Genomic DNA, 26,397 nt, shown 5'->3' on the forward strand with positions numbered 1-26,397 from the left:
GGCGGCCCGGTGGCACCGTCACAGCGCGAGGGCGTGCCGGTAGACGGTTCGCAGCCTGGTGCGGAGGGTGGCGTCGGTGATGGTCTGCAGGGCGGTCTCGTGGTCGCCGGTGACGATGCGGAGCTGGGTGCGCTGGCGGTCGAGGTAGGCGGTGAGGAAGATGTGGGTCTCGCCGCTGGTGGTGGGCAGGACGGCGGTGACGTAGAGGGCGACCAGGGAGAACGACCAGCAGCCGTGGAGGAATCCGTAGGCGGGCCGGTGGGTCTTCTTCCAGGGGGAGTAGAAGGTCTGGGTGTTGTCGATCTCGCAGCCGGTGGCGTTGAGGGCGTCGTTGAGCCAGTTGTGGCCGGCCTCGTGAACGAGGTCGCGGGCGACCATGACCGGGTTGTCCGGGACGTAGTCGAGGAAGACGGTGCCGGGCATGCGGCTGATGGTCCATGAGCGCAGGGGGCTGCCCAGCGGCTTGCCGGTGAGCAGGCACACGATGGGGGCGTGGGCGTCGACGAGTTCACCGAAGCCGTACTCGGCCGCGAGACCGGCCGACTCCAGGGTGAGCTTCTGCAGGGGTTCCGGGGCGGCCTGGGTGGCGGGGCCGAGCACGTAATAAGGGGTGTCGGAGATGGACGAGGTGATCAGGTTCGCCTCGTTGGGGGCGACGGTGAGCGGACCAGCCTGGGTGAGGTCGGCGGCGCCGGCGTCGGGGTGCTCGGTGTACCAGGCGAAGGCGTCGGGGTCATCGGTGCGGGCGGCGTGTTCGGCGCCTTCGAGGACGTGGTGCGCGAGCGCGTAGGTCGCGGCGCTGGGCTCGGGCGCGGTGATGGCGCCGCCGGCGCCGCGTGCCAGGGCCTGGTGGATGCGCTGGGTCTTGGCCTGGTGGAGGTCGTGGATCGCGGGCATGCGGAAGACGGTGCTGAGGTCCATCGCGGTCTCCTTGGCGGGGAAGGGGTGGGGCCAGGGCTCGTGCGGCCCTGGCCCCGGCTGGGTTCAGCGAGCTCGATCAGGCGTGGACGGTCGGCTCGGTCGGCCAGTCGTCGGCGCCCTCCCGGGAGGAGTGCATGGTGAAGCGGACGGACCCGTCGTCGTCGCGGAGCTCCGCGACGGCGTCGAGGAAGTCCTTGGCCCAGGTGTCGTTCTTCATCGCCGGTTCCTTCTCTGCTCGGGCTTCTCGGGGTTGGGCTGGGGTTGTAATGGCCGGTCGGGGGTGCGCGCCCCCGTGGTGTGGGGGTCACGCGACGGCCTGCTCGGGTGCCGGAGGCTGGGTGCCGGCCGGGAGGGGGCAGGCGCACGGGTGTCCGTCGGCGGGGGCTTCGGCGTCGAGGGCGGCCAGGAGCTGGGCGGTGGCGTCGTCCAGGGCGGCGAAGTAGGCGGCGCCGGACGTCTCGGCGGCGGGCAGGAGCCGCAGGTCGAGGACCGGGTGGGTGCGACCGGTGGTCTCGCAGGTCAGGTTGTTGCGGGCGACCAGGAGGCGGACGGCGGGCGGCAGGGCGGCGGCGCATCGGGTGGCGGCCCGGCACAGGGCGGCGGCGGTGGCGGCGTACTCGGCGCCGTCGCGTGGGAGGAGGCCGACTTCGCGGGTCTGGCCTTTGCGGGTGCCGTCGTAGTGGTGGCCTTCGCAGCTGTCGTAGGTGACGAGGTGCCAGCGGCCGGTGAGGTGGTCGACGAGCGGTTTGATGCCGGGCTCGATCGCGTCGTTCCACTGTGGGTGGGCGGGGTCGAGGTCGTCGGCGCTCTGGGCGGCGGGGCCGGGCAGGCCGGTGGTGTTGATGTTGCCGAAGGCGCTGGTGACCAACCGGGCCGGGTGACGGGCGGCTTGGGAGTCGTCCCAGGTGGCCAGGAACGCCTGGACGTTGCGCATCCGGTTGACGGGGGTGGGGCGCCAGCAGGCTGTCCGGCACCAGGCGCCGTCCGGGTGGGCGGGGTCGGCGAGCAGGGCCGCGGTTCCGTCGATCAGGCGCATGCGGTGGTCGCAGTACGCGTCGTGCTGGCCGGCGAGGTTCATGCGCCAGCGGGTGGCGATGCAGCCGCCGCCGCAGGTGCTGCGGTAGTCGCAGGTCACGCAGGCGGTCATGAGGCCCTTGCCCTGGCGAAGGAGGTTGGAGCCGCGCTGAGCGGTCGTGACCTCGGCCAGGCTGGTGGTGGGCGTCACGTGGGTGAGCTGGGCCTGGGGCCACGGGAGTTCGTCGCAGCTGCCCAGGCGCCCGTCCGGGTAGAGGGTGACCACGTGGTCGCACTTCATGTCGGAGAAGTGGCAGAACGACACCGCGAGGCCTCGCAGCCGGCGGATGGTGGCGACGGCCGGGGAGAGCTTGAGGCGGCGGAACAGGCCGGTGGTGATCCAGTGCCGGGTGAGGCCGAGCACGAAGTCGGCGTACTGGTCGGGGGTGATCGCCCAGGCCGGGCCGCCGGCCTGCTTGAGGGCGGCCTGTTGCAGGGCCCGGCTGGGCGGGCGGCGGCTGCCGGTGTAGGTGGTGGGCCGCGTGACGGTCGTGTCGAAGCACGGCACGACGCTGACCGAGGTGACGGCCGTGAACGCGGCCAGGTGGTCGAGGACCTCGGCGGGGCGGCCAAGGACCGCGGGGGTGACGGTGGTGATGATGCCGCAGGTCCGGCCACGTTCGGACAGCAGTTCCAGGGCCTTGACCACGAGCGGGTAGGTGGCCTCGCCGTCGTAGCCGACGCGCCACCGGTTGCCTTCCGGGTCGCCGTCCAGGGAGATCCCCAGCTCCAGGCCGGGGCAGTGGGCGTCGAACAGGTCGAGCCACTCGGCGTCGAGCTGGACACCGTTGGTCTGCAGGGACACGCGCTTGACCTGCGGCATGCCAGCGATGGTCCGCAGCAGGTGGGCGATGTGGTCCTTCCCGGCCGTGAGGGGCTCGCCGCCGTGCAGTTCGACCGCGAGCGGGCGGCCCGCGAAGAGGTCCGGCAGGAGCTGGACCTGGTCGGCGCTGATCCGCGCGCCGCCGGGGCCTTCCTTGCGCTTCTCGTAGCAGTGCAGGCAGTCGATGTCGCAGGTCTCGCCGCGGACCTTGAGGATGACCGAGACGGCGTCCTCGTCGGACGCGTCCAGCGACCGGTACAGGTGGCCGATCAGTTCGTTCGGGCTGGTGGGGTGCATCGGGTGCCTCCCAGGGTGAGGGGCGGGCTCGGGCCCGGTCAGGAGTGGAGCGCCTGGTGCCACGCGGCCAGCTGGCCGGGGGTGAGGCGGATGGTGGTGTCGGCGAACTTCAGTCGCCAGCCGTCGCTGTAGCGCTGGGGCAGCCAGCCGGCCTCCAGCCACTCGTCCGGCACGTGGCCGTCCGGCTCGGCGGTCTCGGGCCACACCGTCAGCAGTGCGGTCAGCAGCCGGATGCGGGCCTGGAGCAGGGCTTGGTGCACGGACGCCGCGGGCGGCGTTGGGCCCCCGGCGAGGACGGGGGTCCACTTGTCGCCGAGGAGCGGGTGGCTGGCGGCCACGTTCTCAGCCTGCTGGACGGCGAGCTGCAGCTGCCCGGTCACCAGGTCGACGGCGTCACTCAGTCCGGTCTGGAACAGGCCGTCGAGGTCCTCGACCAGGCTGATCGCGTGCTGGACGCGGTCGGCCAGCGCCCACCGGCGGTAGACGTCCCGCTCGGCCTGGCCGAGCACCGGCCGCTGTCCGTCGTGCATGACGCGGGCGGTCCGCAGCACGGTCAGCGCCGCAAGGCGGCGCCTCACGGTGCGGAACAGGTCGACGTCGTCGCCCAGGACGTGGAACCGCTCCAGGTAGCCGCGCAGTTCGTCGGCCTCGGCCAAGGCCTGGGCCTCCAGGTCGACGCGGACGCCGTCGACGATGCGGGACTGCAGCACCGGCACTGGGCCTTCGGCGAACAGCACCCGCAGATCGACGTCGCTGCGGGCGTGGGCGATCCCGCAGGCCACGGGCCCCGTCATCCACACCGGCGAGCCGGGGTACTCCTGGGCGAGTTGCCCGGCGACTGTGCGGGCCGCCGCAATTCTGTGTTCCACCCACGCGTTCACCGGACCGCCTCCCTGCCCAGGACGGCGCTGGCGGTCTGGGTGACCCAGGCGTCCAGGAGAACGCGGACGTCCGCCCGCTGGGCCCCGATGTGCGGGGTGGCGAGCAGGTTCAGCGGGGCGGGGCCGGCCTTGAACAGGTGCGCGTCGCTGACCTCGATCGGGTCGACGGCCAGACCGGTCAGGCGGCCCTCTGCCAGGGCTTCCAGGCACGCGCCCGTGTCGATGGTGGCCAGGCGGCCGGCGACGACGAGCAGGGGCCGGCGACCGGCCGCCGACTCGAGGAAGCCCGTGCCGAACGCCCCGGTGTTCTCCGCGGTGGCGGGCAGCGCGACGATATGGACGTCCGCCCAGCCGGGCAGCTCGGCCGCGGGCAGCTGCCGCAGCCCGTCGGTGATGCTGGGCCGGGCGGCGAAAGCGACCTCCGCACCGAAGCGCTCGGTCACGGCGGCCGCGGCCCGGCCAACCGGACCGGCGCCCCAGACGGCCACGCGCATCGACACCACCGGCGTCCCCAGGCAGGCCGTCTTGAGATGGCCGCCCAGGGCCAGGCCCTGGGCGCCGAGCGGGATGCGCCGGGCCAGGGCCAACAGTGCCGCAAGGCACCACTCGGCGACGGCCGGGGCCGATGCCTCGGCGTATCGGTGCAGGCCGATCCCCCGCCGGGCCAGCAGGGCGGTGTCGATGCCGTCGAGTCCGGAGCCGGCCCGGATGACGTGCCGCAGCTGCGGCATGGCGGCCAGCCGGTCGGCGTCGAGCCGCACGCCGGAGCGGATGACGATCAGCTCCGCGCGGCGTACGGCTCCGCCGAGTTCGTCGAGCCGGGTGAACTCGTAGACGTCGTACCGGCTGAGGGAGCGGAGCAAGGCGTTCGGGTCGGCCGCGCCTTTGGCGACAAGGATGGTCGGCGCCCTCATTGGGCCCGGTCCACGAGGACGTCACGGCTGTCGGTGAGCGCTTCGAGGATCGCGGGGGTGCAGTGCGGGATCAAGGTCAAGGCCGTGAGTTTGTCCAGCGGCACCCAGTCGAAGCCGATCTGCATGGGATCGCGGGGGGTGGAGAACCTCGCCTCGGTGCGTCTGTCGGTAAGGGCGGCGAGGAAGTTGAACTGGACCTTGTGCTGCGGGCCCTGGTCCTTGCCGTACTGGCCGGGCACGTATTCCAGCACGAACAGCAACCGCTCGGTGCGGACCGCGAGGCCCGTCTCCTCGCGAACCTTTCGCACCACGCAGTCCCGCAGCGGCTCGCCCTCTCGGGCCTTCCCGCCGGGCAGGTTGTAGTGGAAGCAGCCGCCTTCGGCCGTGTCGTCGTAGGACAGGAGAAGGATCCGGCCCTCATGGACGATCGCGGCCTTCGCGGACACGCTGATCCGCGGCAGTTCAGGACGTTCGTTCAACGCTGTGCCTCCGTACTGGTTGTCGGGGCAGGGGTGTCACAGGCAGGCGCGGGCGTCGGGATCCCCGACGCGCATCAGGTCCTGGACGTCGGCGAGCTGGCAGGCCTCGAAGACGCCCGTGGCGCGGAAGCCAGCGGCGGCTCTGTGCATCGCGGCCAGTGCCGCGCGCGTCAGCTGGTTGGCGTAGATCGCCAGGACGAACCCGGCCTCCCCGAGGAGCCGGCGGTCCAGGTGCGGGAAGGCGGTGGGGACGGTGACCAGCGGCACGCCGGACCAGCGGCGTCCCACCTCCAGCACTTGGCCGCCGGTGGTGTCTTTGGAGTGCACGAGCACGGCGTCCGCCCCGGCCGCCTCGTAGGAGGCGGCGCGGGCCAGCGCGTCGTCCAGGCTGGCGCCGCAGATCAGCGCCTCGGTGCGGGCGATCACCAGCAGGACGGGGGCGGTCGCCTTGAGCTCCTTGATCTGCTCGCACACCGCCTCCGTGTCCGCCGTCCCCTGGTCGCGGTGTTCGGAGAAGGAGTTGCACTTGGGGTAGCGGCTGTCCTCCAGGCAGACGGCCGCCGCCCCGGCCGCCTGGAGGTCGAACCCGAATCGCGCGGCCGACGCGCCGGTGCCGGCGGCGTTGTCGATATCCACGATCACCGGCAGGTCGGTGACGCGGCGAAGCGAGATGACGACGTGGGCCAGGTCCCGGGAGCCGAGCAGGTTCTCGTCCGCGAGCCCGTAGGCGGCCGACACCTCCAGGCCCGACACCCACAGCGCGTCGAACCCGGCCTCGACGGCGACCCGCGCGGCCATGGCGTTGACCGCGCCGATCGCCTGCACGGGACGCCGGCTCGCGGCGGCGTCACCGAGGGCGGCCCGCAGGCGAAGGGCTGCGGATATCTCGGGCATGGCAGCGCTCACCGGAGGCTTCCTTCCAGGTCGGGGGTCAGGCCGCGCTCCAGCAGCGCGGTCCAGGCGTTCGCGAGCACGTCGGCCCGGGGCTGGTTGGCGTCGATCGTCACGGTCGGCCCGATCTTCGGGAACGCGGCGGGGCCTGCGGTGATCGCCTGGTAGGTAGCCCGCACGGAGGTCTGCACGTGGTCCACGTCCCAGTCCTCGCGCACCGAGTCCCCCGCGCTGCGGGAGGCGGCGCGCTGCATCGTGGTGCCGGTGGGCGCGTCCAGGATGAGCGTCAGGTCCGGCACCAGGTCGATAGCGTCGGCGAGCACGTCGTAGGTGGCCGCCGGGTCCTGGCCGTGCTTGACCTGGAAGAACGCGAGCTCCGACAGCAGCCACCGGTCCGCGATCACCGGCCGCTGCGACAGCGCCGGCGCGATCAGGAGCGCGATGGTGGCCTGCTTGTCGGCGCACAGGGCCCGCAGGTAGCGCTCCCGGTTGGCCTCGGTGGGCGCGTACTTGCCGTCCACCAGGTCTGCGGCCACCTCAGGGGCGAGGAAGTTCGTGGTGAGCACCGACAGCGGCGTCACCCCGTAGAGGTTGTCGAACAACCGGAACAGCCCTTTGCGCAACGTGGTCTTGCCGCTGCCGTCCAGGCCCTCGATCACGACGAACGGAAACTGGTCCATCCCTACTCCACCTGCCCCGCTCCGGTGCCCGACTGGTACTTGGTGAACTGCCCGCGCCACGGCACCGAGGTGGTGACCAGGTCGGTGAGCCGCATCCCGCCGATCTCGCCGAGCAGCTGCGGCAGCGACGCCTCCAGCACGACGACCTCGGCGACGGCCCGGCAGTACGCGGCGCGCAGAACCTGGCTGTCCTCGCCGCGGGTCCGAAGCGCCGCCCGAAGGACGCGCATCCCCGTGCCGAGGGCGACGGCCCGCACGGCGGACTGGAGCATCTCCAGGGAGGCGGTCCGGCCGCTCTCGTGGTGGATGACGGCGAACACCCCCACCCACCAGGCGCTGGCCCGCGTCGCACCGTGCACGGCCGCCTCAAGGCCGCCGTCCAGGTCCTCGGTCAGCATCCGGGCCACCTCGTCCACCGCGAGGGCGAGCGGGCCGCCGGCGGTGCGGTCGTGGCCGAGCCGGTACGGCACCTCGATCCACGGCGTGAGGCCGGCGGCGCCGATCAGGTCGTCGTCGCACGGCACCACGAGCACCGGCTTCGACACCAGGTCGACGGGGTCCAGCTCGGCAGGCAGCCCAAGCTGTTCGGGCGCGAGCGTCGCGGCCTGGCGCCACTGGTCCTGGTGCAGGTGCACCCGCTGCACGTGCAGGCCGTCGGCGAGCGCCTGCCAGCCGTCCCGCACGCTCGCGGGCCTCAGCGTTGCGGGCGGGCTCATGGCGGTGGTGGATCCTTCCACGCGGTACTCCTTGATGGTCGAACCGAAGCGGTGAATCGTAGTCATGAAGTGACGGACAGCAATGGCCGCGTCGTGGCCGACTGCGGCGGGTTGACGTGATGACGGGTGATCAGGGGATCGGGAGGTCTGCGTGCACGCTCTTGCCCCGGGACTCCAGGGTGGTCCCCCACCGGCCGCCGGTCAGTTCGTGGACCAGCGCGAGCCCGCGGTGGCACTCCTCGTCCTCGCCGGCCTCCAGCAGTACCGGCAGCTCGGAGGAGCCGTCCCGCACGGAGACCCGTACGAACCCCGGGGCGGGGCGCCGAACGGCCACCTGCATGAAGGTCAGACAGCCGGTCTTGCACGCGTTGGAGACCAGCTCGGTGACGATCAGCTCGGCCGGGTCGACCAGCTCGGCCAGGCCCCATTCCGTGAGCTTGCCCCGCACCAGCAGGCGGGCGGCCCGTGCCGACTCCGGGCGATAGCGCAGGGATGCCGTGGCAGGGCCGGGCCGGGGAGCCGGCTCTGCGGGAGCGAGCTCTGCGGTCGTCACGCCAACCCCCGGTACCGCCTGAGCCACCGTCCGTCCTCCAGCCGCCGCAGGACCGTCGCGCGGCGCAAGGCGCGCTCGAAGCCCTCGACGAAGACCTCGGCGCCGTCCGGCTGCCGCCGCCAGGCGCCCCGGGGGGCGCCAGCGGGATACACCCGCTTCAGGAGCTCGTCCGGGTCCGCACGCGCCAGGCGGCCCGGCAGTCCCGCCGCGATGTCGACCGACACCCGGCGGCGAAGCTGGTCATCAGCAGATCGACGCACGAAGACCTCCGCAGTCCGATGGTGGAGGTGGCGGCCGTCGGCGTCTCACGGGCCTCGACTGGCCGTCTCTGACGCCCCGTCAATCAGGGCGTGCCACCACGGTGGCGCGTCTACGCTGAATCTGCAACGGCATCGGCGCTGAATCCCCCGACGAAGGGGAAGTGGCACATGCCGCCGCAAGCGCATGGCCTGGCAACGCGCGCGTGTGACGTGCAACACTGCGCGGATCGGTACGGACGGTAGACGCATGCACTCCGGAGGTGAGCACGTGGCAGCACGGCCGAGGCCGACAGCACGGCGGATTGAACTGGGGCACGAGCTTCGGGAACTGCGTCAGCAGGCCGGCATCACGCTCGAGGATGCCGTCAAGGGCCTGTCGTTCAGCGAGACGAAGCTCCAGCGCGTGGAGACCGGCTTTCAGGACCTCCGCAACGCCGGGGACCTGCGCAAGCTCCTCACCCGGTACGGCGTAGACGACGAGGACGAAACCGAACGCCTGGTGGAGCTCCAGCGGACCGCCTCGCGCCAGGACTGGTGGACGCCGTACACGGTGGCGACGATGGCGCCCTCGATGCCCCGCTTCCTCGGCGTCGAGACCGCGGCCCAGTCCATCCGCGCCTACCACCCCACGTGCGTGCTCGGGCTGCTGCAGACCGAGCGGTACGCGAAAGCGCTGCACGAGATCGCCAAGCCGATCGAGGAATCCACGACGGAGTTCATACAGAAGAGCGTGGCCCTGCGCATGAAGCGCAAGGAGCGGCTGGTGGCCCCCGACGAGCCTGTCAAGCTGTGGGCGATCCTGTACGAGCCGGCGCTACGGTACGTGGCCGGGGACGTGGACACCATGCGCGAGCAGTACGAGGAGATCACCCGGATTGCGGAGCTCGACAACGTGACCGTGCAGATCCTGCCCCAGTCGGTTCGCGGCTACCTGTCGCTCTCCAGTTTCACGCTCCTGGACCTCGGCGACAAGCTGCCCATGACGGTCCAGCTCGACGCGGGGGCCGGTATGACCCTCACGGACAAGTCCCGCGAAGTCGGCCGGTTCACCCGGATGTTCGAGGCGCTGTCCCGCTCGGCCCTCCCCTCCGAGGCGACACCGGAGTTCCTGCAACAACTCACCCGAGAGATCACCTCATGACCCACCACATCACCGCCCCCGAACTCGCCGGCCTGGCCGACTGGTTCAAGTCGTCCTACAGCGATGGAGCTGGCAACAACTGCGTCGAGGTCGCCGACATAAGCGCCACCCGCTTCGAAGCGGTGGCCATCCGCGATTCGAAGGACCCCGCCGGACCGGCCCTGCTCGTCACACCGGAGGCCTTCGCCAGCCTCGTGGCGTTCGCCCGGCACTTCGACGTCTGATCAGCGAAGGGCCCTGACTGCGGGGCGCAAAGCTGGCCGAGCACGGCGTGGAGTGGGCGTAGGCCCACACCGGCTGGGTTGGGTGTCCTGGCCTGGCGGTAGGCTGCCGGGGCCCCGAGAAGGCACAGGAGGCCGTCACCCTTGGGTGGCGGCCTCCCGGCATCTGCCGCGGCAAGCACGACGGCAGCGGCCAAGGGCCGGGCGCGGAGCTGAACGGCATACCGACGACTCCAGGGCGTGGGCGAGCCAGTAGCGGGGCCGGAGCAGTTCTGCGTTGGACACGAGGGTCCCCTTCGCCGCGAACGTGGTCCAGGACAGCCCGGACCCGATCACCGTAGAGAGAACACCACCGAACAGGTCCGCGAACGACAGCAACTCCCAACGGGCCCGGAACGCCCCAAGCCTGCCGTCCACGACCGCTGTTACACCCGACGGATCGCCCCGGAGCTGAAGTACTGCACCAGCGGCGCAGCGAGGTGGACCGCGGCTACCGCCTCGGCCTGTGTCTCCTTGCGGGTGGGGCGCTGCTTGCCGTGCCGGCTGGTCTGGCCGTCCCACAGCTGCTGCATCATCCGGCGCACCATCTCGATGCCGGCGTACGGGTCGGTGCCCTCGATCTCGAACACGAGGAGGTGCGCGATCTTCGGCATCTCGCCCAGCATCGTGCCGAGCGTGGCCCGGGCGTGGTTGGGCTGCAGGGTGGCGTGGGCCGCCGACTCCGCCGCCTTGATCGCCTCGCTGTAGGCCTTCACTGGGTCCGGAGTGAGGGCGTACGCCTGGGTGATCGCCTCGTGCAGGTGCTCCGAGGCCGACCCCCGCTCCGGCCGGTCCGCGCTCTCGAGCGCAGCCTGCAGCGTCCGCGCGACAGCCGGGTCAACGCGGGCTACCAGGGCACGGCCATCGGAGCGGACCGTGTAGCGCGAGCGCGCGTCGTCCAGCAGCTGCTGCAGCGGCTTGCGGCTCACGGCGCTCTGCTGGGCGAGCACCGCGCTCACCCCGGCCGCCATGGTCAGCAGCGCACCCGCCTTCGGAAGGTCAGCTGCCGGGGGAGCCGGCCGGGTGGGAACGACGGTCGGCACCGGGACGGGCAGCAGGTCCAGCAGGGCATCGATCACCTCCAGCAGCTGCTCCGCCGGCGTCCAGTAGGCGAGGCGCCCCGGGTAGTCGACATCGCTGTCGTCCGAGTCGTCATCCGCGTCTAGGACCAGGTCGCAGCGGATCGCGACCCTCTGCCACACGTCCCCGCCGTGGCGCAGCACCGCAGCGTGGAGCCACTCCCGCAACGGGGTCTCCAGGGCGGCGGAGACGTCCTCGCCTAGGGGGGCGGTGCCGCCGTCGCGGTAGGGCAGAGGGGTCCACGGAATCGTCACCCCGTCACCGTAGAGGTTCAGCCCGTCGTGCAGCACCGGCATTTGACACCAGCCACCAGAGCGGTGGCCCGGGTGATCAGTCAGCGGAGGTCCTGCTCGGCCTGCCACCGGTCGGCGAGTTCCTGCTTCCAGCCCTTGGGCGGCGGCCACGGCACGCCCCACACTGCGAGCTGCGCCCGGGTCCAGCCGCCGGCGGGCGTGCGGGCGGCCTCGATCTCATCAGGGGAAGGTGTCACGGCACCGATGATGCCGCAGTTCGAGTACCCGACGTTCGGGAAACGGCCCGGACGCCAACGCCTCGCAGCTGGGCACTGTTACCTGGGAGCGGTCCGTCACGAACCTGACATTGAAGCCGTGTGGCCACCCAGCAGCTGACCATGAACAGGGCGAGCCATGAAGACCGGCGCGAGGTTCCGACAGCTGTGCGGCCGCGGCGTCCCGCATGCCGCGTCCTGTGCAATCTGCCGCTCCGGATAGCCTGCCTTCCGTGTATCGGATTTTTGATGGTCAGAGGGGCCGGGCATGAGCAGAGTGATCGCGGTCTACAGTGAGAAGGGCGGCGTCGGGAAGAGCGCCCTGGCGGCCGGTCTGACGGCCGCTGCCCGGAAGCGGGGCCTGGACGTCGTCGCCGGCGACCTCGATCCCCGCGGCACATTCACCGCCGAGCTTGGCATCTCCGAGGACGAGGCTCCGGCCTTCACCATGAACGACCTGCTGGCCTTGGATCCCCAGGGCGAGACAGGGCTGGCCGCCGAAGCCTTCGCTCCGGCGTCCGACGCGTGGCCGGGAGTCCAGGTGATCGCGGCGGAGCGTGCCCTGGCCAACCGGGAGACCGACAACATCGCCGTCGGGCTGGAATTCCGCCTGAGGCTTGCCCTGAAGGGGGCTATAAAGCCCGGCTCGGTCGGCATCCTCGACCTGCCGCCGCGCGCTGGCGGAAAGCTCGTTACCTCGGCTCTCGTCGCCGCGACCGACGTGATCGTGCCGGCGACCCTCGACGAGGACGGGCGCATCGGCGCCAAGGAGGCCCTCGCGACCATCAAGCTGGTCAAGGACCTCGGCATGAACCCGGACCTGCGGGTGGTCGGCATCGTGCCCTCTATCGTCCCTGGCGGGCGCAGCACCCTGAGGGACGCCATAGGGGGTTACCTGGCGGAGACGTACGGGGAGCTGTACCGCGACGATCTCGCGATTCCCCGTCACTCGCTGCGCCAGCAGACCCGGTTCGCCTGCGTGCCGATCACGGCGGCCACCGGCAAGGAGGCCCAAGCGCTCACGGATGCCTACGACCGAATCCTCACCGCGGCAGGAGTGTGCCTGTAATGGCCAACAAGCTGATCCAGGCCGGGACCAGCCGGCTGAAGAAGGCGCCGGACTCCGCCGTCGATCCGGCCGTTCCCGCCGAGCTGCAGCAGGCCGCAGCGCAACAGGCTTCCGCTTCCGCGCTGCCGGCGATGGTGGACAATCCGGGCACGCCGAGCGTCTTCGCGGGCGGCCGGGTGCTCACGCCCGAGGACATCACGGGCACCCCCGAAGAGCAGCTCACCTATGTGACCGAGCGGCTCCTCGAGATCGATGGACTCGGCCGACGGGCCGAGGATTTCGTGGCGCTCAACAAGGGCGTCCTGCTGGAGACAGCGCAGCAGCGGGAACTGCACGTGGTAGCCGGCCACACGAACTTCGCGGCGTGGGCGTCCGGGGTCCTGGACGTGGACGAGAAGTACGTCTTCGAGCTGATGCAGGACGCGGCCCGGGTACGGGCTGTCGCAGAGCTGGGGCCCGAACTCACCCAGTACCTGGGTCGCGCCTCGGCGCGCAAGGCGGTGGCGGCGGTCATCGCCTCCCACGATCTGAAGACTGCCCGTACGGTCGTCGAGCTCGGAGTGACCGAAGCGACCGAGCAGGGCAAGAAGCGACCCACCGCGGCAAGGCTGGTGGAGCTTGCCATCGAACTGACGACGCCTTCCATCCCTGAGCAGAATGCGGGGTCAGAAATTTCTGACCCCGCCCCCGGTGAGCAGAAGTCAGAACTTGCTGACCTCGGGGCCGAGGAGCAGCCGGGTGCGGCGCAGCTGCGCGACCTGAGTCGCTCGGCGGCCGCACTGCGGGAACGGGTGACCTCGCTGCTTACCCCCCGTGCGGTGAAGTCTGCGGTGGAGGTCGACCCGGCCGCAGCTCATCGGCACCTGGAAGACCTGGATACCGAGCTGCAGCGTCTCGGAAGGCGCTTGACGGCTGCCAAGAAGACGGCTGCGGCAGCCGTGGCTGCTGCTCCAGTGGATGCGGAGATCGTCGACTGACTCTCGGAGAGTCATGGGCATCAACTCACCCGAAACACAGAAGGGCTCGTCTTCCCCGGCTTCAACGCCGGGGAAGACGAGCCCTTCACTGTGCTGGGGATCAGACGTGGATGGGAACGCCCACGTGGTCGAGGCCGATCGCGCGGCTGACCGCGGCGAGGGTGTCGGTCAGGGTGGTGGCCTCGGCGGCGAGGCCGGCGGCGGGCGGTGAGGGTTCGGTAGGCGGGGAGGCCGGCGGCGGCCGCGGCGATTCGGCAGCGGTGTCCGGCCGGACGGCCGCGCCGCGCACCACGGCGCGCCGCCTGCGCGGCCTGGCTGTCCAGGGGCGGGGTGCGGTGGTGGGCAGTGCTTCAGCAGGACGATCCCGGCGGGGAGGCGGGCGGCCCGCGTAGTGGGCGGAGGGGCCGGTTACCGGTACGCCCACAGCTGGCTGGTGTCGATGAGGTCGGTGTCGACGACGCCGACCAGGCCGTCGTGGTCAGCAGCGTCGGGCGGGGTGTCGAGTACGGCGTAGGAGACGATGGCCGGGGCGAAGGGGGCGGAGACCAGGAGTTGGTCGATCCGGTCGTCGTCGCCGGTGCGGCGTAGCAGGGTTTCGTCGCCGGTCTGCTGGTAGAGGTGCCAGGCCATGTCGATCAGGCCGTTGGCGGCGAGCTTCCAGGCGACGCGCCGGTCCGGGACCGGGGTGTTCTGCTGGCCGAGTGCGGGGTCGGTGAGCAGGGTGCGGGCGCCGCGGTTGTAGGGGCGCATGCGGTCCCAGGCCGGGTCGGGTCCGGCGGCGGGCGGGTAGTTGATGTCGCCGCCGATGATGCAGTAGGGGCCGTGCCGGTAGGCGCGGCTGGCGGCGAAGTCCGCCTCGGCGACGGCCTTGTCCGCGCTGTACGGGGTGAGGTGGATGCTGGCCACGGCGAGCGGGGCGGGCAGGCCGATGTCGAAGCCGACGACGCCGAAGCCGTGGTGCATCTCGTCGGCCGTGTAGTCGGTGTTCCAGGCGATGCGTCGGCCGAGAGTCTTGCGCCTGTAGAGCAGCGCGGTGCCGCGGCCGGAGCGGGACGTGGCGAGGAGGCCAGGTCGTGCTCGGCGCGGACGAGCTGGCGGTGGCCGGCGGCCTCCCAGCCTTCGGCCTCCTGGAGCAGCACCAGGTCCGGTTCGACGGCGGCGAGCCGCTTGGCCAGGAGCGGCCATCGGTCCTCGTGGCCGCCGTCTGCGTCGAGCAGGCCGCCGCGTTGCAGGTTCTGGACGGCGATGGTCAGGATCACGGTCTTCCCTCTCGTTGTTGCAGTGGTGGGCTGGGCGGGCGGTGGGTGCGGATCGTCGTGCCAGGACGTCAGCGAAGGGAGCGCGCAGGCGGCCTGGGCCGAGAGCCGGTCACCGATCGCTGTTCGTCAGGACGCGGGGCAGGTGGACGTGGAGGTGCTCGACCTTGACCTGGTGGCCGCGGTCGCGGAGTTCGCGGGCGAGGATTTCGGTGAGACCAGATGCCCTGTGCCGGCCCCCGGCGCATCCGATGGCTAGGCGCCAGAGGCCGAAGCGGCCGTGGCGGGGGCGTCAGCAGCCGTACGGGCCGTAGGCGGCGCAGTTCTCCAGGTGTCCGCCGGCCCTCGTGATGTCGTCGACGAGGTGGTCGAAGGCGTCCCGATCGTGCTGGTCGCCGAGGTGGCGTTCGCGCAGGGTGTCGGTGGGCAGGGTCCAGTCGGTCCAGGTGCCGATGGCCTCGGCGGCCTGGCGGGCGCCGGCGGGGGTACGGAACGCGGCGAGGAGGTGGCCGTCGTGGTGGCCGAGGCGCCAGCGGCACGGGCCGTCGCGGTCGACGTCGGCAGGGGCCTCGTAGAAGTAGAGGCCCGGGGCGGTCTTCAGGTGCTCGGCCTGGACGATCTGGCGGCCTTCGATGCAGCGGATCTCGTGCGGAACGGTGATCGTCGTGGCGGGGGTGGCGTCGGTCATCGGCTTCTCCGAGCGGGGGTCAGGTGGTGGTCGGCGTCTTCGGGCCGCACGCCGTAGATGAGGCGGGCGGCGTCGGCGAGCTGAGAGGCGTCCAGGGTGTGGGCCTGGAACTCGCGGTCGATCTCCGGGTCTGGGTCGCGGGCCTGGAGCCCGTGGCGGGCGTCGTTCGTGGAAGGGGGGCTCCGGTCAGCGGCTGGTGGCGGTCAGGTGGCGGTCGAGGGTGGTTCCGCGCAGGGCGGTGAGGATGTACTCGGAGAGGCGGTCCTCCAGGAGCACGGCCCTGGTGGTGTGGGCGGCCCGCATGGCGGCGTAGTGGGCGGCGCGGTGGTCGGCGCCGGCGGCCTCGGCGGCGCGCTGGATGGCGATGCGCTCCGCCGTGGTGTCGGCGGCCTCCCGGTGAGCGCGGCCGGCAACAATCCCGGCCGTACAAACGGCCCGCATGCCGCTGGTGTGCTCGTGGTGGGTGCACAGCCGCCAGTTCTCGTACGCCTCGCGCCGACCGGCCGGGTCGGCGGCCCAGTCGGCGGCCCACCGGCGGGCGAGGCCGGGGACGGCGTCCAGGTGTTCCAGGACCTGGCGGCCTCGGGGGCCGAACGCCTGGTGCGCGTCGGTCTCCTCCACGACGCGCAGGGCGCGGGTCATGAGCGTGTGGCCTTCGTAGCGCCCGCCGCGCTCGGTCTCGCCGACCGGCTCGACGGTGAACAGCCGCGCAGGCCAGGTCCACAGGCGGTGCAGCGCCTCGCCGGGGGCGGTGGTCAGGATGAAGTGGCCTCCGCTCCACCAGGTGCCGGGCTCGCCGGGGGTGGGGTGGTGGACGATCCCGTCCGCGGTGGCTGCGAGCAGGGGGATCGGGGTGGGGCCGGTGGCGTGGGTCAGCACAGTGGCGTCCGGGCGGGTGGCCAGGTAGTAGGTGACGGCCTTCTTGGTGGTACGCATGCTGGGTTCCTTCCGAAGCTGGTGGTGTCGGCCGGGGCGGCCGGCCCCGGACGCGCGCCGCCCGCCGGGCCGAGTGCCGGGCGGGCGGTACGGGCCGGGGACGAGGCCGGTCGTGCAAAGCGGGGACCGGTTCTGTCCGGGGCCGGGGTTGTGCCGGGTTTCAGTTCGTCGTGGGCAGCGGGGGCAGGGCGGTGCAGTCGGCGGCGTGGTCGGCGGCGGCCTTGCGGGCCAGGTCGATCGGCATGGCGGCCATACCGTTGCCGTCGCGGCAGCCGGTGCAGTGCCACCAGCTGTGCTCGGCCGGCGGGCGCATGGACTGGGCGGGCCAGGGGTCAGCGCCGGTGATCTCGACGGTGGCGCCGGCGGTGTTGGCGTAGCGGATCCAGACGTGGCTGGGTCCGGGGCCCTGCGGGGCGTCGCCGAGGTGGGCCTCGCCGCCGTTGAGGCGGACCTCGCCGTGGTCAGCGGCCATCTGCAGCAGGTGCAGGATGCGGTCGTGGTGGCCGACCGTGCTCCCGCCGTCCAGCGCCAGCAGGGTCTGGTGGATCTCGCGGACGCTGGTGCGGGTCTGGCCGAGCTCGCGCTGGCGGTCGAGCATGGCGAGCAGGACGCGGTAGCCGTCGTCCAGGCGCAGCTGCTGGTTGAACGGGTCGGGGGTGAGGGTGGCGAGCAGCTGCTCGGCCGGGTCGGGGAGGATCACGGCGTGGGGCCTCTCGGTCGGTGAATGTGTCGGTGGTGGTGCGCCCTGCCTCGGGCTCGGGCGAGGTGCCGGGTCGGCGGTGGGTTGGTCAGCTGGCGGCGGTGCGGGAGCCGGGCGGCAGGGCCCGGGGCGTGGTGCTGACGGTGGTGCCGAGCAGCTGGACGACGTTCTCGGAGAGGCCGGAGAGGGTGGCGGGGATGAGCAGGTCCGCGGCGGTGGCGCGGGCGGCGAGCTGGACGACGGCGGCCAGGACGTGGCCGGTGTCCTCGCGGCGGCCGGCGACGACGGCGTACGTGCCGACGAGGTAGGTCGCGTCGTTGACGGTGTTGCTGCCGAGGCAGCCGCCGGCGACGGTGACGTTGATGCTGCCGGTGTCGTCGGTGAGGACGAGCAGCCGGGGGTTGCGGCCGGTCATCTCGGTGATGACGCCGTCCACGGTGACCAGGGAGAGGTCGGGGGCGGCGGTGAGGCGGGGCAGGTTGTCGGTCATACCGGCGGTCTCTCCTTGCTGGGTGGGGTCTGCGGGTCGGGTGACCGGGCAGCCACGCCGGTCCCGGCGGCACCGACCGCTGGATGCGGTCGGGGTCCGGGGCCGGCGGCGGCGGTCCGCTCGGCGGGTCAGGCCGGGACGGCGGCGCGGGCGAGCTGGAGGAGTTGTTCGAGCTCGGCCGGGGCGAGGCCGTCTGCGCACTTGAGGCAGCTGTCGAGCGAGGTCGGGATGCAGTGGACCGGTCCCTTTCCCCGGAGTGCGCGCCGCCTGCCTGGCTGGATGCCGGGCGGGCGGTGGGGGCGGGCCGGTCGATGGACCGTCAGCGGGTGGGGCGGGGGATCGCCCGGCACGCGCTGGCGTGGTCGTTGGCGGCGGCGGTCGCCTCGCCGCGTTCGCTGGGGAGGTAGGGCTCGCGGTCGTATCCGTAGCCGCCGCGGGTGTCGCAGCCCCGGCACTCCCAGACGAAGCCGTCGACCTCGCGGGCTTCGTCACCGACGTAGGGGCGGCCCTGCCAGGTGTAGCGGGTGGTGAAGCGCCGGGTGATGAGGTCGACGTGGGCTCCGCCGAGGTTCACATAGCGGGTGAGGACGTTCGTGGGCCAGTCGGTGGCCCAGGTGGTACCGGCGGTGGCGGTGGTGGTCATCTCAGGTTCCTTCCGGTGCAGGGTCGTCTGCGGTTCGGGCCTGCTGGGTCGGGCGGGCGGTCAGGTGGTGGGGTGTGGCATCGCGCGGCAGTGCTGGGCGTGGTCCTGGGCCCAGGTGCGCAGTCGGCGCGGGATGCCGAAGAGGGCGAGGTCGGCGGCCTTGCGCTGGGTGCAGGTGTCGAGGTTGTCGGTGGGGCCGTAGGGGTCGGCGCAGCCGGTGCCGGTGCAGGAGGCGCGGAGGGTGATCTCGAAGGTGGGGTGGCCGTCCAGGGCGTCCCAGGGTCGGGTGCAGCTGCCGGTTTCGCAGCGGCCGCTGGTGGTGGTGTCGGTGGTGATGTCGACGGTGGCCTGGCCGGCGGTGAGGTAGCGGGCGAGGACGTCGTCGGGCCAGGTGGTCTGGGTGATGTTCATCGTGTGGTCCCTTCGGTGGTCGGTTAGAACGGCGGTTCGTCGCTGTAGAAGCGGGCCGGTCCGGGGCGCCAGGGCAGGCGCCAGGAGGAGAAGCCGGTCATGCAGTCGCAGAACTCCCAGCCGTCTTCGCGGTACCAGCCGCAGTGGTCCTGGCAGGTGGTGCAGCCGGGCTTGGGGTGGTGTTCGACGAACAGGTCGTACGGGCCGGCCATGACCTCCCAGCGGCAGATGCGCAGGCGGCGGGGCAGCCTGGCCAGGAGGGCGCGCAGCCGCTGGGCGGGGGATCGGCGGGCCGGGGCAGGCGGTGTGTGGGAGGCGGCGGCGAGGTCGCGCAGAACCGTGACGGACGCTTCGAGGGCGGGCGGCAGGGCGGGGTCGGAACCGAGCAGGTTCATGGTGGCGGCGTAGACGAGATCGGCCTGGGTCATGAGGGTGCTCCTGAGCAGGGAGGGGTGGGTGCCGGCCGGGCGGCCGGTCCCTGTCCCCGGGTGCGCGCCGCCCGCCGGGCTGGGTGCCGGGCGGGCGGTGCGGGCCGGGGGCGAGGCCGGTCGGCCGGTCAGCTGACGAGTGCGAGGACCAGGACGGCGAGGAGCACGGGCACGGTCAGGGCGACGGAGCGCGGGATGTTGATGCAGCGCTTGAGGCGGTCGATCTCGTCGCTGATGTCCTCGCATTCGACGAGGAGCCGGGCGTGGGATCGGGTACCGGCGGGGACGTTGGCCAGAGTCTGGCTGCGCTCGTGGTGGGTCTGGCGCAGGGCGGCGATCCGGGCGTCGCGCTCTATGGCGATCAAGGGCGGTACTTCCTTTCGGGAACGGTTCATCGGTGTGGTGCGGTGCGGGAGGATGGGGGCGGGCCGGTGGCGAGACCGGCCCGCCGGCACCTCGGTGCCGTGGCCTCCGGGGTGCTTTCTTCATCCCGGAGGCCGTTTTGCGCGTGGGCGGGGTCGGTTACGCAGAGCGAACGACCGGCCGGAGTGCGGGCTCGGCGTCCTCGACCGCGTCGCGCACGCGCTGGCAGGTCGAGCGCGTCTGCTTCCCGTCGCCGGTCAGCAGCCCCTTGGCGGTGAGCGCGGCGTGGATCTCCGCGACGCGCGGGCGGCGGCCGAGAGTGTCGTACAGCGGGCGCACGAGCGCCTTGCGCGCGTACAGGAGCGCGGCGCCGGTCAGCGCCGAGGACGGGTGAGCGTCGGCGCCCGCCGGGTGCGCGGGCGGAAGTGCGCGGTGAGCGCCGTTCGTCCCGCCACCTGCGGCGATCTGGCGCTCATCTGAGCGCTCGGTGTTCGTGCTCTGCGCGGGGAGCAGGATGCCGTGGGCGGTGGGCAGGGGCTGGCCGCCGTGCGGCGGGCGCGGGTCGGGGCCGTCGTGGGCGCCGTGCCCGTGCCCGGTGGGCGCGGTGTGCCCGTCCGGCTGCTCGGCCGGGGCGCCGTGAGCGGAGGGGGCGTGGCCCATGAGCGCGTGGACCCTCCCGATGACCACCGGCACCACCATGGCGAGCGGGACGGCGAGGCCCCACTTCACCCGCCACGCTCCGTCACGCGGCTCGACGCCGACGATGTGCAGTTCGGCGAGCAGCGAGGCGATCTGGCAGGCCATCATCACCGCCAGTGCGGTGACGACCTCCACGGTGATCCTCTTGCGTTCCTCTTCAGTCGTGGCCTTGGCGTGGGCGCGGGTGGCCGCGACCACCCACACGTCCACCGTGACCGGGAAGAGCCAGGCCAGGGTGCTGTCGATGCCGGCCATCACGGCGAGGTGGTGCTCGCCGGCAGCGGTGTAGGCGACGCCCGCCCACAGCGCAAGCTTGGGCAGCAGTTTCGGGACGCTGGCCTCCCACCGGCGCCAGACCCGGCGGACCCGGCCTTTCTGCCGCTCGGCCCGCCTCCGCTCCAGCTCCTGTTCCTCGGCGCGCAGCTCGGCGACCTGCTGCTCGGTCTCGGCCAGTTCGGCCAGGGCGTCCGAGGTGACCTGCTCGGCCTCCTTGCGGGCCGAGTTGAGCAGCCGCTGGGCGTCGGCCTCGGCCTTGCCCCGCACTGAGCCGGCCCGGCGCAGCTCCTCGCCGGCGGCCCGCTTGACCTCGTCGATGGCGGCCTGGGCGTCCTCGCGCAGGCGCTGGACGGCGGCCTGGCCGCGCTCGCGCAGCTCGGCGGCCTGCCGAGCACCCTCCTCGCGGAGTTCCTGTGCCTCGGCCGTGGCCTCCTCCCGCAGCCGGCGGGCATCGTCTTGGGCGTCCTCGCGGACCGTGTCGGCCTCGGCGCGGGCGGCCTCGGTGACGCGTCCGGCCGTCGCCTCGGCCTCCGTGCGGGTCTCCTCGGCCTGCTCCTCGGCCGCCGTGAGGATCTGACGGGCGGTCTCGGCGGCCCGGGTGCGGATCGCCTCAGCCTCGGTGGCGGCCTCGGTCAGGGTCCGGTCGGCAGCCGCGGTGGCGTCCCGCTGCACGGTGGCCGCCAGCTCCCGCGCGCCGGTCAGGTCCTGCTCGGCCTGGGCGCGGTCCCCGGCGGTCCGGGCCCGGGTGCGTTCCAGCATCTGGCGGGCGCCGGCGACCTGCTCCTGGACGTCGGCGAGGTCGGCGGCACTGCGGCAGCGGGTCCGCTCGGCCTCGCGAGCGGCCTCAGCGAGCACCTTGGCGGCCTGCTCCTCGGCGGTGGCGGTGATGCCGGCCGCCACGGCCTGGGCCCGCTTCTCCGCGTCGGCGACGATCCGCACCGCCTCCTGCTCGGTCTGGGTGCGGACTTCGGCGGCGCGCTGCTCGGCGTCGGCCAGCAGCGCAGCGGCCCGCGCGGTGGCCTCCTCCAGGAGCCGGTCGGCGTCCGCGTGGGCGTCGGCGTCGGCTTCCTCGCGCTGCTCCCGGGCGTACTGGAGGATCAGGTCGGCCTGGTCGTTGGCCATGTCGAGGATCTGCCGGACCGCCTGCTCGGCGCGCTGGGTGAGCGCCTCGGCTTCGGCGGCGGCGTCCGCGCGCAGCTGCTCGGCCTCCGCGGCCCACTGCGCGGTGGTGGACAGCTCGCGGCCGGCGGTGGTGGCGGCCCGGTCGAGGACGGCGAGCGCCTGGTCCTCGGCGAGGGCCAGGACGTCGGCGGCGCGGTCGCGGGCGTCGGCGAGGAGCACGTCCTGCGGGCGGACGGCGGGGGGTTCCGAGGCGGGCCCGGGAGCGGCCGCCGGGGCGTCGGCGGGCTTCTTGCGGGGGGCCGGTGGTTTGTCTGGGGTCTGCTTGCGGGGGGTGGTGGAGCGCCGGCTGGTGGTCCTGGTCGGGCTCATCGGTGGTGGTTCTCCTTCGACGGTCAGTCACTCTCGGTGAAGCCGATAAGGCGTGGCGGTGCGCCTGGCACCGGCTGCGGCGCGGTGCCAGGCAGGGGGTGGACAGGGCGGGCGCAGCGGCGGGGCGGCGTGGTGGAGTCCGCCGGGTTCCCGGCGCGGCAGGCCTGTAGCGGGTCGGCCGCGCCGGGGTGCCTTCGGCGGGGTGACGGGGCGTTTTTGGGGCTGTAGGCAGGGGTGGGCTCTACCGGCTCTACGGCGCTACGCGCCTGGTCACAGCGCCCTACGGGCTCTACAGCGGCTCTACCGAGGCGCTACGGACCGGGTCGGCCGCAGGGCCGGTAGAGCCGCTGTAGAGGGCTTGTAGCAGGTGCGGCTACTCGTCCTCGCCTTCTTCTTCTTCGTCGTCGTCGGGGCCGGTGAGGGCGTCGGTGATGTCGGAGAGGTAGTAGCCGGTGCGGTTCTTCTCGCCGTCCTCGGTCATGGCGCGGGCCTGACGCGCTGTAACCCCGTAGGGGGCGAGCAGCGCCTCCAGGTCCGCCTTGGTGAACTTCCCGTACACGTCCGGATCCGCCTCGGCGAGGCGCTCCAGGAGCGGCCCGACGTGGATGGTCGGCTCGCCGTTCATCGCGTCGATCACGTCGAGGATCGACGCCGCCCGCAGGGCGCCGGCCGAGCCGCCGACGGGGGCGGGGGCGGGGCGGCGGGCCCCGAGGGCGGTGAGCAGGGCGGGCCAGTCGAGGCCGGCCAGGGCGGCGCTGGCGGTCAGGTCGGGCAGGCCGGCCTTGGCGCGCGCGGTGCCGCGGCGGGTGGCCTCGTCGTCGGGCAGGTGCCGGAACTTCCAGGACATCGGCCGGTTGCGCTGGCCGGGCAGGCCCTGGATGTAGACGGTGCCGGCGTCGGCGGGGTCGGTGTGGGTGCCGGGCTTGAGCCGGTCGGCCCGGTAGCCCTCGCGCAGGGCGCCCTGGCCGAAGAGGCCGGTGACGTCGATGCCGCGGCAGCAGCCGGCCATCTTGAGCGACATCTTCGGCGCGATGGCCGAGCCGAGGTCCTGCACGGTGCCGAACTGGGAGGCACCGATGATCCACACGCCTTCCTTGCGGCCGATCCTCAGCAGGCGCAGCAGGCGGGCCTTGGCCTTGACGGGCAGGTCGTGCCACTCGTCGACGAAAACGATGACGGCCGGGTGTTCGGGGCTGGGGCGCCAGGTCTTGCCGTAGCCGAGGGACTTGCGGAGCTTGGTGCGGGCCTGGCAGAGCTTGTCGAGCCAGTCCAGGGTCTTGAGGACGTGCTTGTCGTCGCTGACGGCGAGCTGGATGGCGTCGCCGAGCGCTTCGACGCCCTCCCCGCGCGGGTCGATGGACAGCACGACGGCGTCGCGGCAGGAGGTGGCCCAGTCCGCGAGCGCGAGCATGATCGAGGACTTGCCGCCACCGGAGTCGGCGACCAGGAATCCCATCACCCCGGCGAGGGAGAAGGCGAGCTCCGTACCGTCGAGGCCCTGGCCGAACGACCCGGCGTCCATGATCGAGTGCGACAGGGGGGTGTTCTCGGCGAGCGGTCCCATGTCGGTGAACCCGGGCCGGGTCTGGAGCCGGACGGTGGCGGTGTCGCTCGCGTCCGGCCAGCACTCGACGGCCAGGCCGTTGCGGGGCAGCTTGAGCAGGGTGCGGACCTCGGCCGAGGTCCGGTCGGCATCGATGTCGGCCGGGTCGCCGGAGGCGACCGTGACCGTCATCGACCAGCCGACCGTCGTACGGACGACGTCGGTGACCGAGGCGACGTCGATCTGCTGCGCCGCCAGGGCGCGGCGCAGGCACTGCGCGGCCTGCTCGGCGTTCTCCGCCTGGGCGATCGGGAACGACGCCCCGTCCGGCTCCTCGCCCTCCGCCACGACGGCACCGTCCGTGCCGTCCGTCCCGACCGTGCAGGTGGGCGGGTCGAGGTCGGGCAGAAGCAACTCGGCGGGCACAGGGCGGTGGGTCAGCCGCGGCGGGTGCGCGGCGGTCCACCAGGCCAGGCCGGTGGCGGCGAGCAGGCCGAGCAGCCCGGCCGGCGGCGCGTTCCACACCCCGGCCGCCGCGCCGCCGGCCGCGCCGATCAGCGCACCGCCCCGGCGCAGTCGACCGAACGAGCGGGCCCTGGCGATCTGACGCTCGGTCGGCTGCACCGGGCGAAATGCCGCCTTGCGCATGTCCTTGAGGGTCTTCTCCAGGCGGCGCGCCGCCTCCCGGCTGAACGTCAGCTGGCCCCGCTGCGCCTGGGTGAGGCCGCCGTCGGAGGCCTCCTCCTCCAGACGCACGATGCGCTTGGTCTCCTTGCGGAACGCGTCCTCGACCTCGGTGCGGCGCTCGGTGTGGGCCTCCAGTTGGGCGGCGACGATACGGCGGCGGATCTCGTCGCCGGACTGGTCGGCGGTGGACGCCCAGTGGGCCAGCCACTGCCCGATCAGGACCGCGCCCTCGCCGGTGCGCCCGACGGTGGCGGCCTTGACGGCGGCCAGGCGGTTCGGCTTCGGCTTGGCCTCGCCTTCCGCGCCGTCGGCGTCGTCCATACCGGCGGTTCCGGTGGTCTGCGGGTCGGTGTCGGCGGCGGGCCCGGGGGCCTTGGTCAGCTGGACGGGAGCGGTAGTCGGCGGGGCGGCCTCGGCGGGCGCCGTGCCGGGGTGGGTCTCGGTGGTCAACGGGGCCTCCAGGCTCCACGGATGCAAGGGGGGACAGGTGGTCCGGTCTGGGGTGGGCGTCCCGGCGCCGCTCGCCAGTGGTTCGGGCGGGCGGGTCCGGGGCGCCCATCACGGGCCGGGCAGGGGTCAGCCGATGAGAAGGCCGCCGATCCAGTTCGCGAGCGGGACGCCGGTGAAGGCGGCGACGCCGCCGAGGGAGATGGACAGGCCCCAGGTGGCGCCGGTGACGGCGCCGGAGGCCATGAGGAGCCGCTCGCCCATGTTCTTGGCGAACCAGCAGAACGCGCAGGCCAGGGCGAAGATGATCAGCGCGATCCAGGAGCCGGAGTAGCTCAGCTGGCCCTGCTGGGCGACCGCGACGGCGCCCTCGCCGCCGACCATGCCCTTGCTCGCCAGGGTCCCGCCCTGGTTGCCGGCGCCGGTGGTGAAACCGCTCACCATGCCGAGCAGGCCGCCCGTGCAGGCCGAGGACAGGACCATCACGCCCAGGCCCCAGCCGTAGGGCACCAGGTACTTCTTCTTCTTGAGCGCGGTGAACTTCCGCTTGTGCTTGAAGAAGAGGAACGCCCAGGTGCCGATGAACAGGGCGAAACCGAGCGCCGAGCCGGCGCGGGTGACGGTGTGGGTGATCTCGATGCTGGTCATGCTCACTGGACGGCCTCCCAGGCGTAGGTGACGGCGATGGACACGGCCGACCAGCACGTGCACATGTAGGCGGTTCGGATGATGAGTTCCTTGAGCAGGCGCGGCGCCCGGTTGCGGACGGGCAGCCACCGCAGCGACGCGGCCAGCCCGTAGCAGGTGCCGGCGAGGACGGCGGCGCCGGTGAAACCGAGTTCGCTCACCGGCAGGAAGAGCCCGGCCAGCGGGCTCTCCCCGTCTACGGGGTAGGACCCGTTCACCCTGCGGCGCCGGTGAAGAGCGAGCCCAGCAGGGCGCCGGCCCAGTCCCGGGCCGGCCCGTAGGCGAGGGTGCCGAGCACCACCGCCCAGGCGGTCACCCGCAGCACGGTGCGCAGCACGACGCCGCGCAGCCGGGAGCGCAGGACCAGGACGCCGACGAGGGTGATCAGGCCCAGGCACAGGCCGGGGTCGGCGACGTCGGCGGCGGGGAGGAAGGCGTGCGAGCAGTTCGCCACCTGGCTGTTCCACAGCCAGGCCGGGCCGGCGGTGGCGACGGCGGCGGCCGCCGCGTTGGGCCAGGCCTGGACCCACCGTTTGAGGGCGGTGGCGGCGCGGCGGACGCGGGCCCAGTCGATCAGGTGGTCCGCGTCGTCCGGCTTGTGCGGGATGGCGGCGTCGAGGCGGGACTGGCGCAGTTCCTGCGCGAGGTCCGCCAGGCCGTCCCCGTCGTAGCCGGGGTGGTGCCGGGTCGGGTCCGCGGGGTCGGTGTGCTCCGGGACGGCGGGGTCGTACGCGGGGCGGGGCGGGACCTCGGGGGTGACGGTCACGTCGTCACCTCCGGTCCGCCGGCCGGGGCGGTGTTACGCATCGGTGTCCTCCAGTCGTTCGAGGTAGGGCGGGATCAGGTGGGCTTCCGCGTACCGCGCCAGCAGCAGGCACAGGCTCGTGACCGTGCAGGTGGCGAAGAAGGCGAAGAAGACCTGGTCGAACGTCATGTGCGCGCCTTTCGGAGGAGCGACAAGGGGTGGAGTTCGAGGCGGGCCCGTGGCTCCCCTGGGCGGCCGGCGGCCCGGCGAAGGCCGGGTCTCGGTGTCGGCGGTCCAGGGCAGCTACGGGTGCGGGCGGGACGGTGGGTCCGCGACCTCGGTGACGTGCCGTCGGACGCCAAGGCCAGGACGGTGACCGCCTT

The 26,397-nt window shown here is 72.8% G+C and carries 34 protein-coding genes; 4 read left to right on the forward strand and 30 right to left on the reverse strand.

All coding sequences use genetic code 11. The features are described 5' to 3' along the window. Positions 1 to 18: 18 nt before the first annotated feature. The 11 genes from ACFXPX_RS13555 to ACFXPX_RS13605 form a co-directional block, all read right to left on the reverse strand. A complete protein-coding gene (locus tag ACFXPX_RS13555) occupies positions 19 to 921 on the reverse strand; it encodes an aKG-HExxH-type peptide beta-hydroxylase (protein ID WP_380641144.1) in 903 nt (300 codons plus the stop codon). 76 nt (positions 922 to 997) lie between these two features. Continuing rightward, complete coding sequence (locus ACFXPX_RS13560) at positions 998 to 1,138, reverse strand: hypothetical protein (RefSeq protein ID WP_380641146.1); 141 nt, start codon at positions 1,136 to 1,138, stop codon at positions 998 to 1,000. A gap of 87 nt (positions 1,139 to 1,225) precedes the next feature. Then, complete coding sequence (locus ACFXPX_RS13565) at positions 1,226 to 3,115, reverse strand: radical SAM protein (protein ID WP_380641148.1); 1,890 nt, start codon at positions 3,113 to 3,115, stop codon at positions 1,226 to 1,228. 38 nt (positions 3,116 to 3,153) lie between these two features. Further along, positions 3,154 to 3,996 (reverse strand): hypothetical protein, encoded by an 843-nt coding sequence (locus tag ACFXPX_RS13570; RefSeq protein WP_380641150.1) that lies wholly within the window; start codon positions 3,994 to 3,996, stop codon positions 3,154 to 3,156. Beyond that, positions 3,993 to 4,910 carry an NAD(P)-dependent oxidoreductase gene (locus ACFXPX_RS13575; protein WP_380641152.1) on the reverse strand — a complete coding sequence of 306 codons (918 nt, stop codon included), beginning with the start codon at positions 4,908 to 4,910 and terminating at the stop codon, positions 3,993 to 3,995. The genes ACFXPX_RS13570 and ACFXPX_RS13575 overlap by 4 nt, the downstream gene beginning before the upstream one ends. Further along, the gene (locus ACFXPX_RS13580) at positions 4,907 to 5,389 is read right to left on the reverse strand and encodes an NUDIX domain-containing protein (RefSeq protein WP_380641154.1); all 483 of its coding nucleotides are present in this window, start codon (positions 5,387 to 5,389) and stop codon (positions 4,907 to 4,909) included. Before ACFXPX_RS13580 ends, ACFXPX_RS13575 begins: the two co-directional genes overlap by 4 nt. A gap of 36 nt (positions 5,390 to 5,425) precedes the next feature. Continuing rightward, positions 5,426 to 6,295, reverse strand: coding sequence for an isocitrate lyase/phosphoenolpyruvate mutase family protein (locus ACFXPX_RS13585; RefSeq protein WP_380641156.1), 870 nt, complete (start codon positions 6,293 to 6,295; stop codon positions 5,426 to 5,428). Further along, positions 6,292 to 6,960 carry a dTMP kinase gene (locus ACFXPX_RS13590; protein ID WP_380641158.1) on the reverse strand — a complete coding sequence of 223 codons (669 nt, stop codon included), beginning with the start codon at positions 6,958 to 6,960 and terminating at the stop codon, positions 6,292 to 6,294. Before ACFXPX_RS13590 ends, ACFXPX_RS13585 begins: the two co-directional genes overlap by 4 nt. 2 nt (positions 6,961 to 6,962) lie before the next feature. Further along, entirely contained in the window at positions 6,963 to 7,697 is a 735-nt protein-coding gene (locus ACFXPX_RS13595; RefSeq protein WP_380641160.1) for a hypothetical protein, read from the reverse strand. Between the two features lie 109 nt (positions 7,698 to 7,806). Next, positions 7,807 to 8,229, reverse strand: coding sequence for an ATP-binding protein (locus tag ACFXPX_RS13600; protein ID WP_380641162.1), 423 nt, complete (start codon positions 8,227 to 8,229; stop codon positions 7,807 to 7,809). Then, positions 8,226 to 8,489: a hypothetical protein gene (locus ACFXPX_RS13605; RefSeq protein WP_380641164.1), complete on the reverse strand. Its 264-nt coding sequence runs from the start codon at positions 8,487 to 8,489 to the stop codon at positions 8,226 to 8,228. The genes ACFXPX_RS13600 and ACFXPX_RS13605 overlap by 4 nt, the downstream gene beginning before the upstream one ends. Before the next feature lie 268 nt (positions 8,490 to 8,757). Here ACFXPX_RS13605 and ACFXPX_RS13610 point away from each other — a divergent pair, with 268 nt between their 5' ends. Then, positions 8,758 to 9,630 (forward strand): helix-turn-helix domain-containing protein, encoded by an 873-nt coding sequence (locus tag ACFXPX_RS13610; protein WP_380641166.1) that lies wholly within the window; start codon positions 8,758 to 8,760, stop codon positions 9,628 to 9,630. Then, positions 9,627 to 9,854, forward strand: coding sequence for a DUF397 domain-containing protein (locus tag ACFXPX_RS13615; protein WP_380641168.1), 228 nt, complete (start codon positions 9,627 to 9,629; stop codon positions 9,852 to 9,854). Before ACFXPX_RS13610 ends, ACFXPX_RS13615 begins: the two co-directional genes overlap by 4 nt. 422 nt (positions 9,855 to 10,276) lie before the next feature. Here the strand turns inward: ACFXPX_RS13615 and ACFXPX_RS13620 are convergent, their stop codons facing one another. Together ACFXPX_RS13620 and ACFXPX_RS13625 are read right to left on the reverse strand one after the other, a co-directional pair. After that, the gene (locus ACFXPX_RS13620) at positions 10,277 to 11,224 is read right to left on the reverse strand and encodes a hypothetical protein (RefSeq protein WP_380641170.1); all 948 of its coding nucleotides are present in this window, start codon (positions 11,222 to 11,224) and stop codon (positions 10,277 to 10,279) included. Positions 11,225 to 11,304: 80 nt separating this feature from the next. After that, the gene (locus ACFXPX_RS13625; protein ID WP_380641172.1) at positions 11,305 to 11,460 is read right to left on the reverse strand and encodes a hypothetical protein; all 156 of its coding nucleotides are present in this window, start codon (positions 11,458 to 11,460) and stop codon (positions 11,305 to 11,307) included. A gap of 286 nt (positions 11,461 to 11,746) precedes the next feature. Here ACFXPX_RS13625 and ACFXPX_RS13630 point away from each other — a divergent pair, with 286 nt between their 5' ends. After that, positions 11,747 to 12,547 carry a ParA family protein gene (locus ACFXPX_RS13630; RefSeq protein WP_380641174.1) on the forward strand — a complete coding sequence of 267 codons (801 nt, stop codon included), beginning with the start codon at positions 11,747 to 11,749 and terminating at the stop codon, positions 12,545 to 12,547. Further along, positions 12,547 to 13,524, forward strand: a complete 978-nt coding sequence (locus tag ACFXPX_RS13635) for a hypothetical protein (protein WP_380641176.1) — start codon at positions 12,547 to 12,549, stop codon at positions 13,522 to 13,524. The genes ACFXPX_RS13630 and ACFXPX_RS13635 overlap by 1 nt, the downstream gene beginning before the upstream one ends. Before the next feature lie 100 nt (positions 13,525 to 13,624). Here the strand turns inward: ACFXPX_RS13635 and ACFXPX_RS13640 are convergent, their stop codons facing one another. The 17 genes from ACFXPX_RS13640 to ACFXPX_RS13720 all read right to left on the reverse strand — a co-directional run bounded on the left by ACFXPX_RS13640 (position 13,625) and on the right by ACFXPX_RS13720 (position 26,203). After that, positions 13,625 to 13,816 carry a hypothetical protein gene (locus ACFXPX_RS13640; RefSeq protein WP_380641178.1) on the reverse strand — a complete coding sequence of 64 codons (192 nt, stop codon included), beginning with the start codon at positions 13,814 to 13,816 and terminating at the stop codon, positions 13,625 to 13,627. Between the two features lie 116 nt (positions 13,817 to 13,932). Beyond that, positions 13,933 to 14,487, reverse strand: a complete 555-nt coding sequence (locus ACFXPX_RS13645; protein ID WP_380641180.1) for a hypothetical protein — start codon at positions 14,485 to 14,487, stop codon at positions 13,933 to 13,935. A 405-nt stretch (positions 14,488 to 14,892) separates the two neighbouring features. After that, positions 14,893 to 15,033 carry a hypothetical protein gene (locus tag ACFXPX_RS13650; protein ID WP_380641293.1) on the reverse strand — a complete coding sequence of 47 codons (141 nt, stop codon included), beginning with the start codon at positions 15,031 to 15,033 and terminating at the stop codon, positions 14,893 to 14,895. A 39-nt stretch (positions 15,034 to 15,072) separates the two neighbouring features. After that, entirely contained in the window at positions 15,073 to 15,468 is a 396-nt protein-coding gene (locus ACFXPX_RS13655) for a hypothetical protein (RefSeq protein ID WP_380641182.1), read from the reverse strand. 186 nt (positions 15,469 to 15,654) lie between these two features. Next, a complete protein-coding gene (locus ACFXPX_RS13660; RefSeq protein WP_380641184.1) occupies positions 15,655 to 16,404 on the reverse strand; it encodes a hypothetical protein in 750 nt (249 codons plus the stop codon). 160 nt (positions 16,405 to 16,564) lie between these two features. Beyond that, positions 16,565 to 17,104, reverse strand: a complete 540-nt coding sequence (locus tag ACFXPX_RS13665; protein WP_380641186.1) for a hypothetical protein — start codon at positions 17,102 to 17,104, stop codon at positions 16,565 to 16,567. Between the two features lie 88 nt (positions 17,105 to 17,192). Beyond that, positions 17,193 to 17,594 carry a hypothetical protein gene (locus ACFXPX_RS13670; RefSeq protein WP_380641188.1) on the reverse strand — a complete coding sequence of 134 codons (402 nt, stop codon included), beginning with the start codon at positions 17,592 to 17,594 and terminating at the stop codon, positions 17,193 to 17,195. A 319-nt stretch (positions 17,595 to 17,913) separates the two neighbouring features. Beyond that, positions 17,914 to 18,237: a hypothetical protein gene (locus tag ACFXPX_RS13675; RefSeq protein ID WP_380641190.1), complete on the reverse strand. Its 324-nt coding sequence runs from the start codon at positions 18,235 to 18,237 to the stop codon at positions 17,914 to 17,916. A 60-nt stretch (positions 18,238 to 18,297) separates the two neighbouring features. After that, a complete protein-coding gene (locus tag ACFXPX_RS13680) occupies positions 18,298 to 18,648 on the reverse strand; it encodes a hypothetical protein (RefSeq protein WP_380641192.1) in 351 nt (116 codons plus the stop codon). Between the two features lie 23 nt (positions 18,649 to 18,671). Further along, entirely contained in the window at positions 18,672 to 19,076 is a 405-nt protein-coding gene (locus tag ACFXPX_RS13685; RefSeq protein ID WP_380641194.1) for a hypothetical protein, read from the reverse strand. A 128-nt stretch (positions 19,077 to 19,204) separates the two neighbouring features. Then, entirely contained in the window at positions 19,205 to 19,441 is a 237-nt protein-coding gene (locus ACFXPX_RS13690) for a hypothetical protein (RefSeq protein WP_380641196.1), read from the reverse strand. Between the two features lie 157 nt (positions 19,442 to 19,598). Further along, the gene (locus ACFXPX_RS13695; RefSeq protein ID WP_380641198.1) at positions 19,599 to 21,905 is read right to left on the reverse strand and encodes a hypothetical protein; all 2,307 of its coding nucleotides are present in this window, start codon (positions 21,903 to 21,905) and stop codon (positions 19,599 to 19,601) included. A 373-nt stretch (positions 21,906 to 22,278) separates the two neighbouring features. Next, positions 22,279 to 24,585 (reverse strand): hypothetical protein, encoded by a 2,307-nt coding sequence (locus ACFXPX_RS13700; protein WP_380641200.1) that lies wholly within the window; start codon positions 24,583 to 24,585, stop codon positions 22,279 to 22,281. Between the two features lie 126 nt (positions 24,586 to 24,711). Then, positions 24,712 to 25,236: a hypothetical protein gene (locus ACFXPX_RS13705; protein WP_380641202.1), complete on the reverse strand. Its 525-nt coding sequence runs from the start codon at positions 25,234 to 25,236 to the stop codon at positions 24,712 to 24,714. Then, positions 25,233 to 25,487, reverse strand: coding sequence for a hypothetical protein (locus tag ACFXPX_RS13710; protein WP_380641204.1), 255 nt, complete (start codon positions 25,485 to 25,487; stop codon positions 25,233 to 25,235). Before ACFXPX_RS13710 ends, ACFXPX_RS13705 begins: the two co-directional genes overlap by 4 nt. Then, a complete protein-coding gene (locus tag ACFXPX_RS13715) occupies positions 25,484 to 26,035 on the reverse strand; it encodes a hypothetical protein (protein ID WP_380641206.1) in 552 nt (183 codons plus the stop codon). The genes ACFXPX_RS13710 and ACFXPX_RS13715 overlap by 4 nt, the downstream gene beginning before the upstream one ends. 33 nt (positions 26,036 to 26,068) lie before the next feature. Next, positions 26,069 to 26,203: a hypothetical protein gene (locus ACFXPX_RS13720; RefSeq protein ID WP_380641208.1), complete on the reverse strand. Its 135-nt coding sequence runs from the start codon at positions 26,201 to 26,203 to the stop codon at positions 26,069 to 26,071. Positions 26,204 to 26,397 lie beyond the last annotated feature (194 nt).

Origin of the sequence: Kitasatospora sp. NPDC059146, assembly GCF_042786665.1 — a bacterium.
In the GTDB taxonomy this organism is placed as follows: Bacteria; Actinomycetota; Actinomycetes; order Streptomycetales; family Streptomycetaceae; genus Kitasatospora.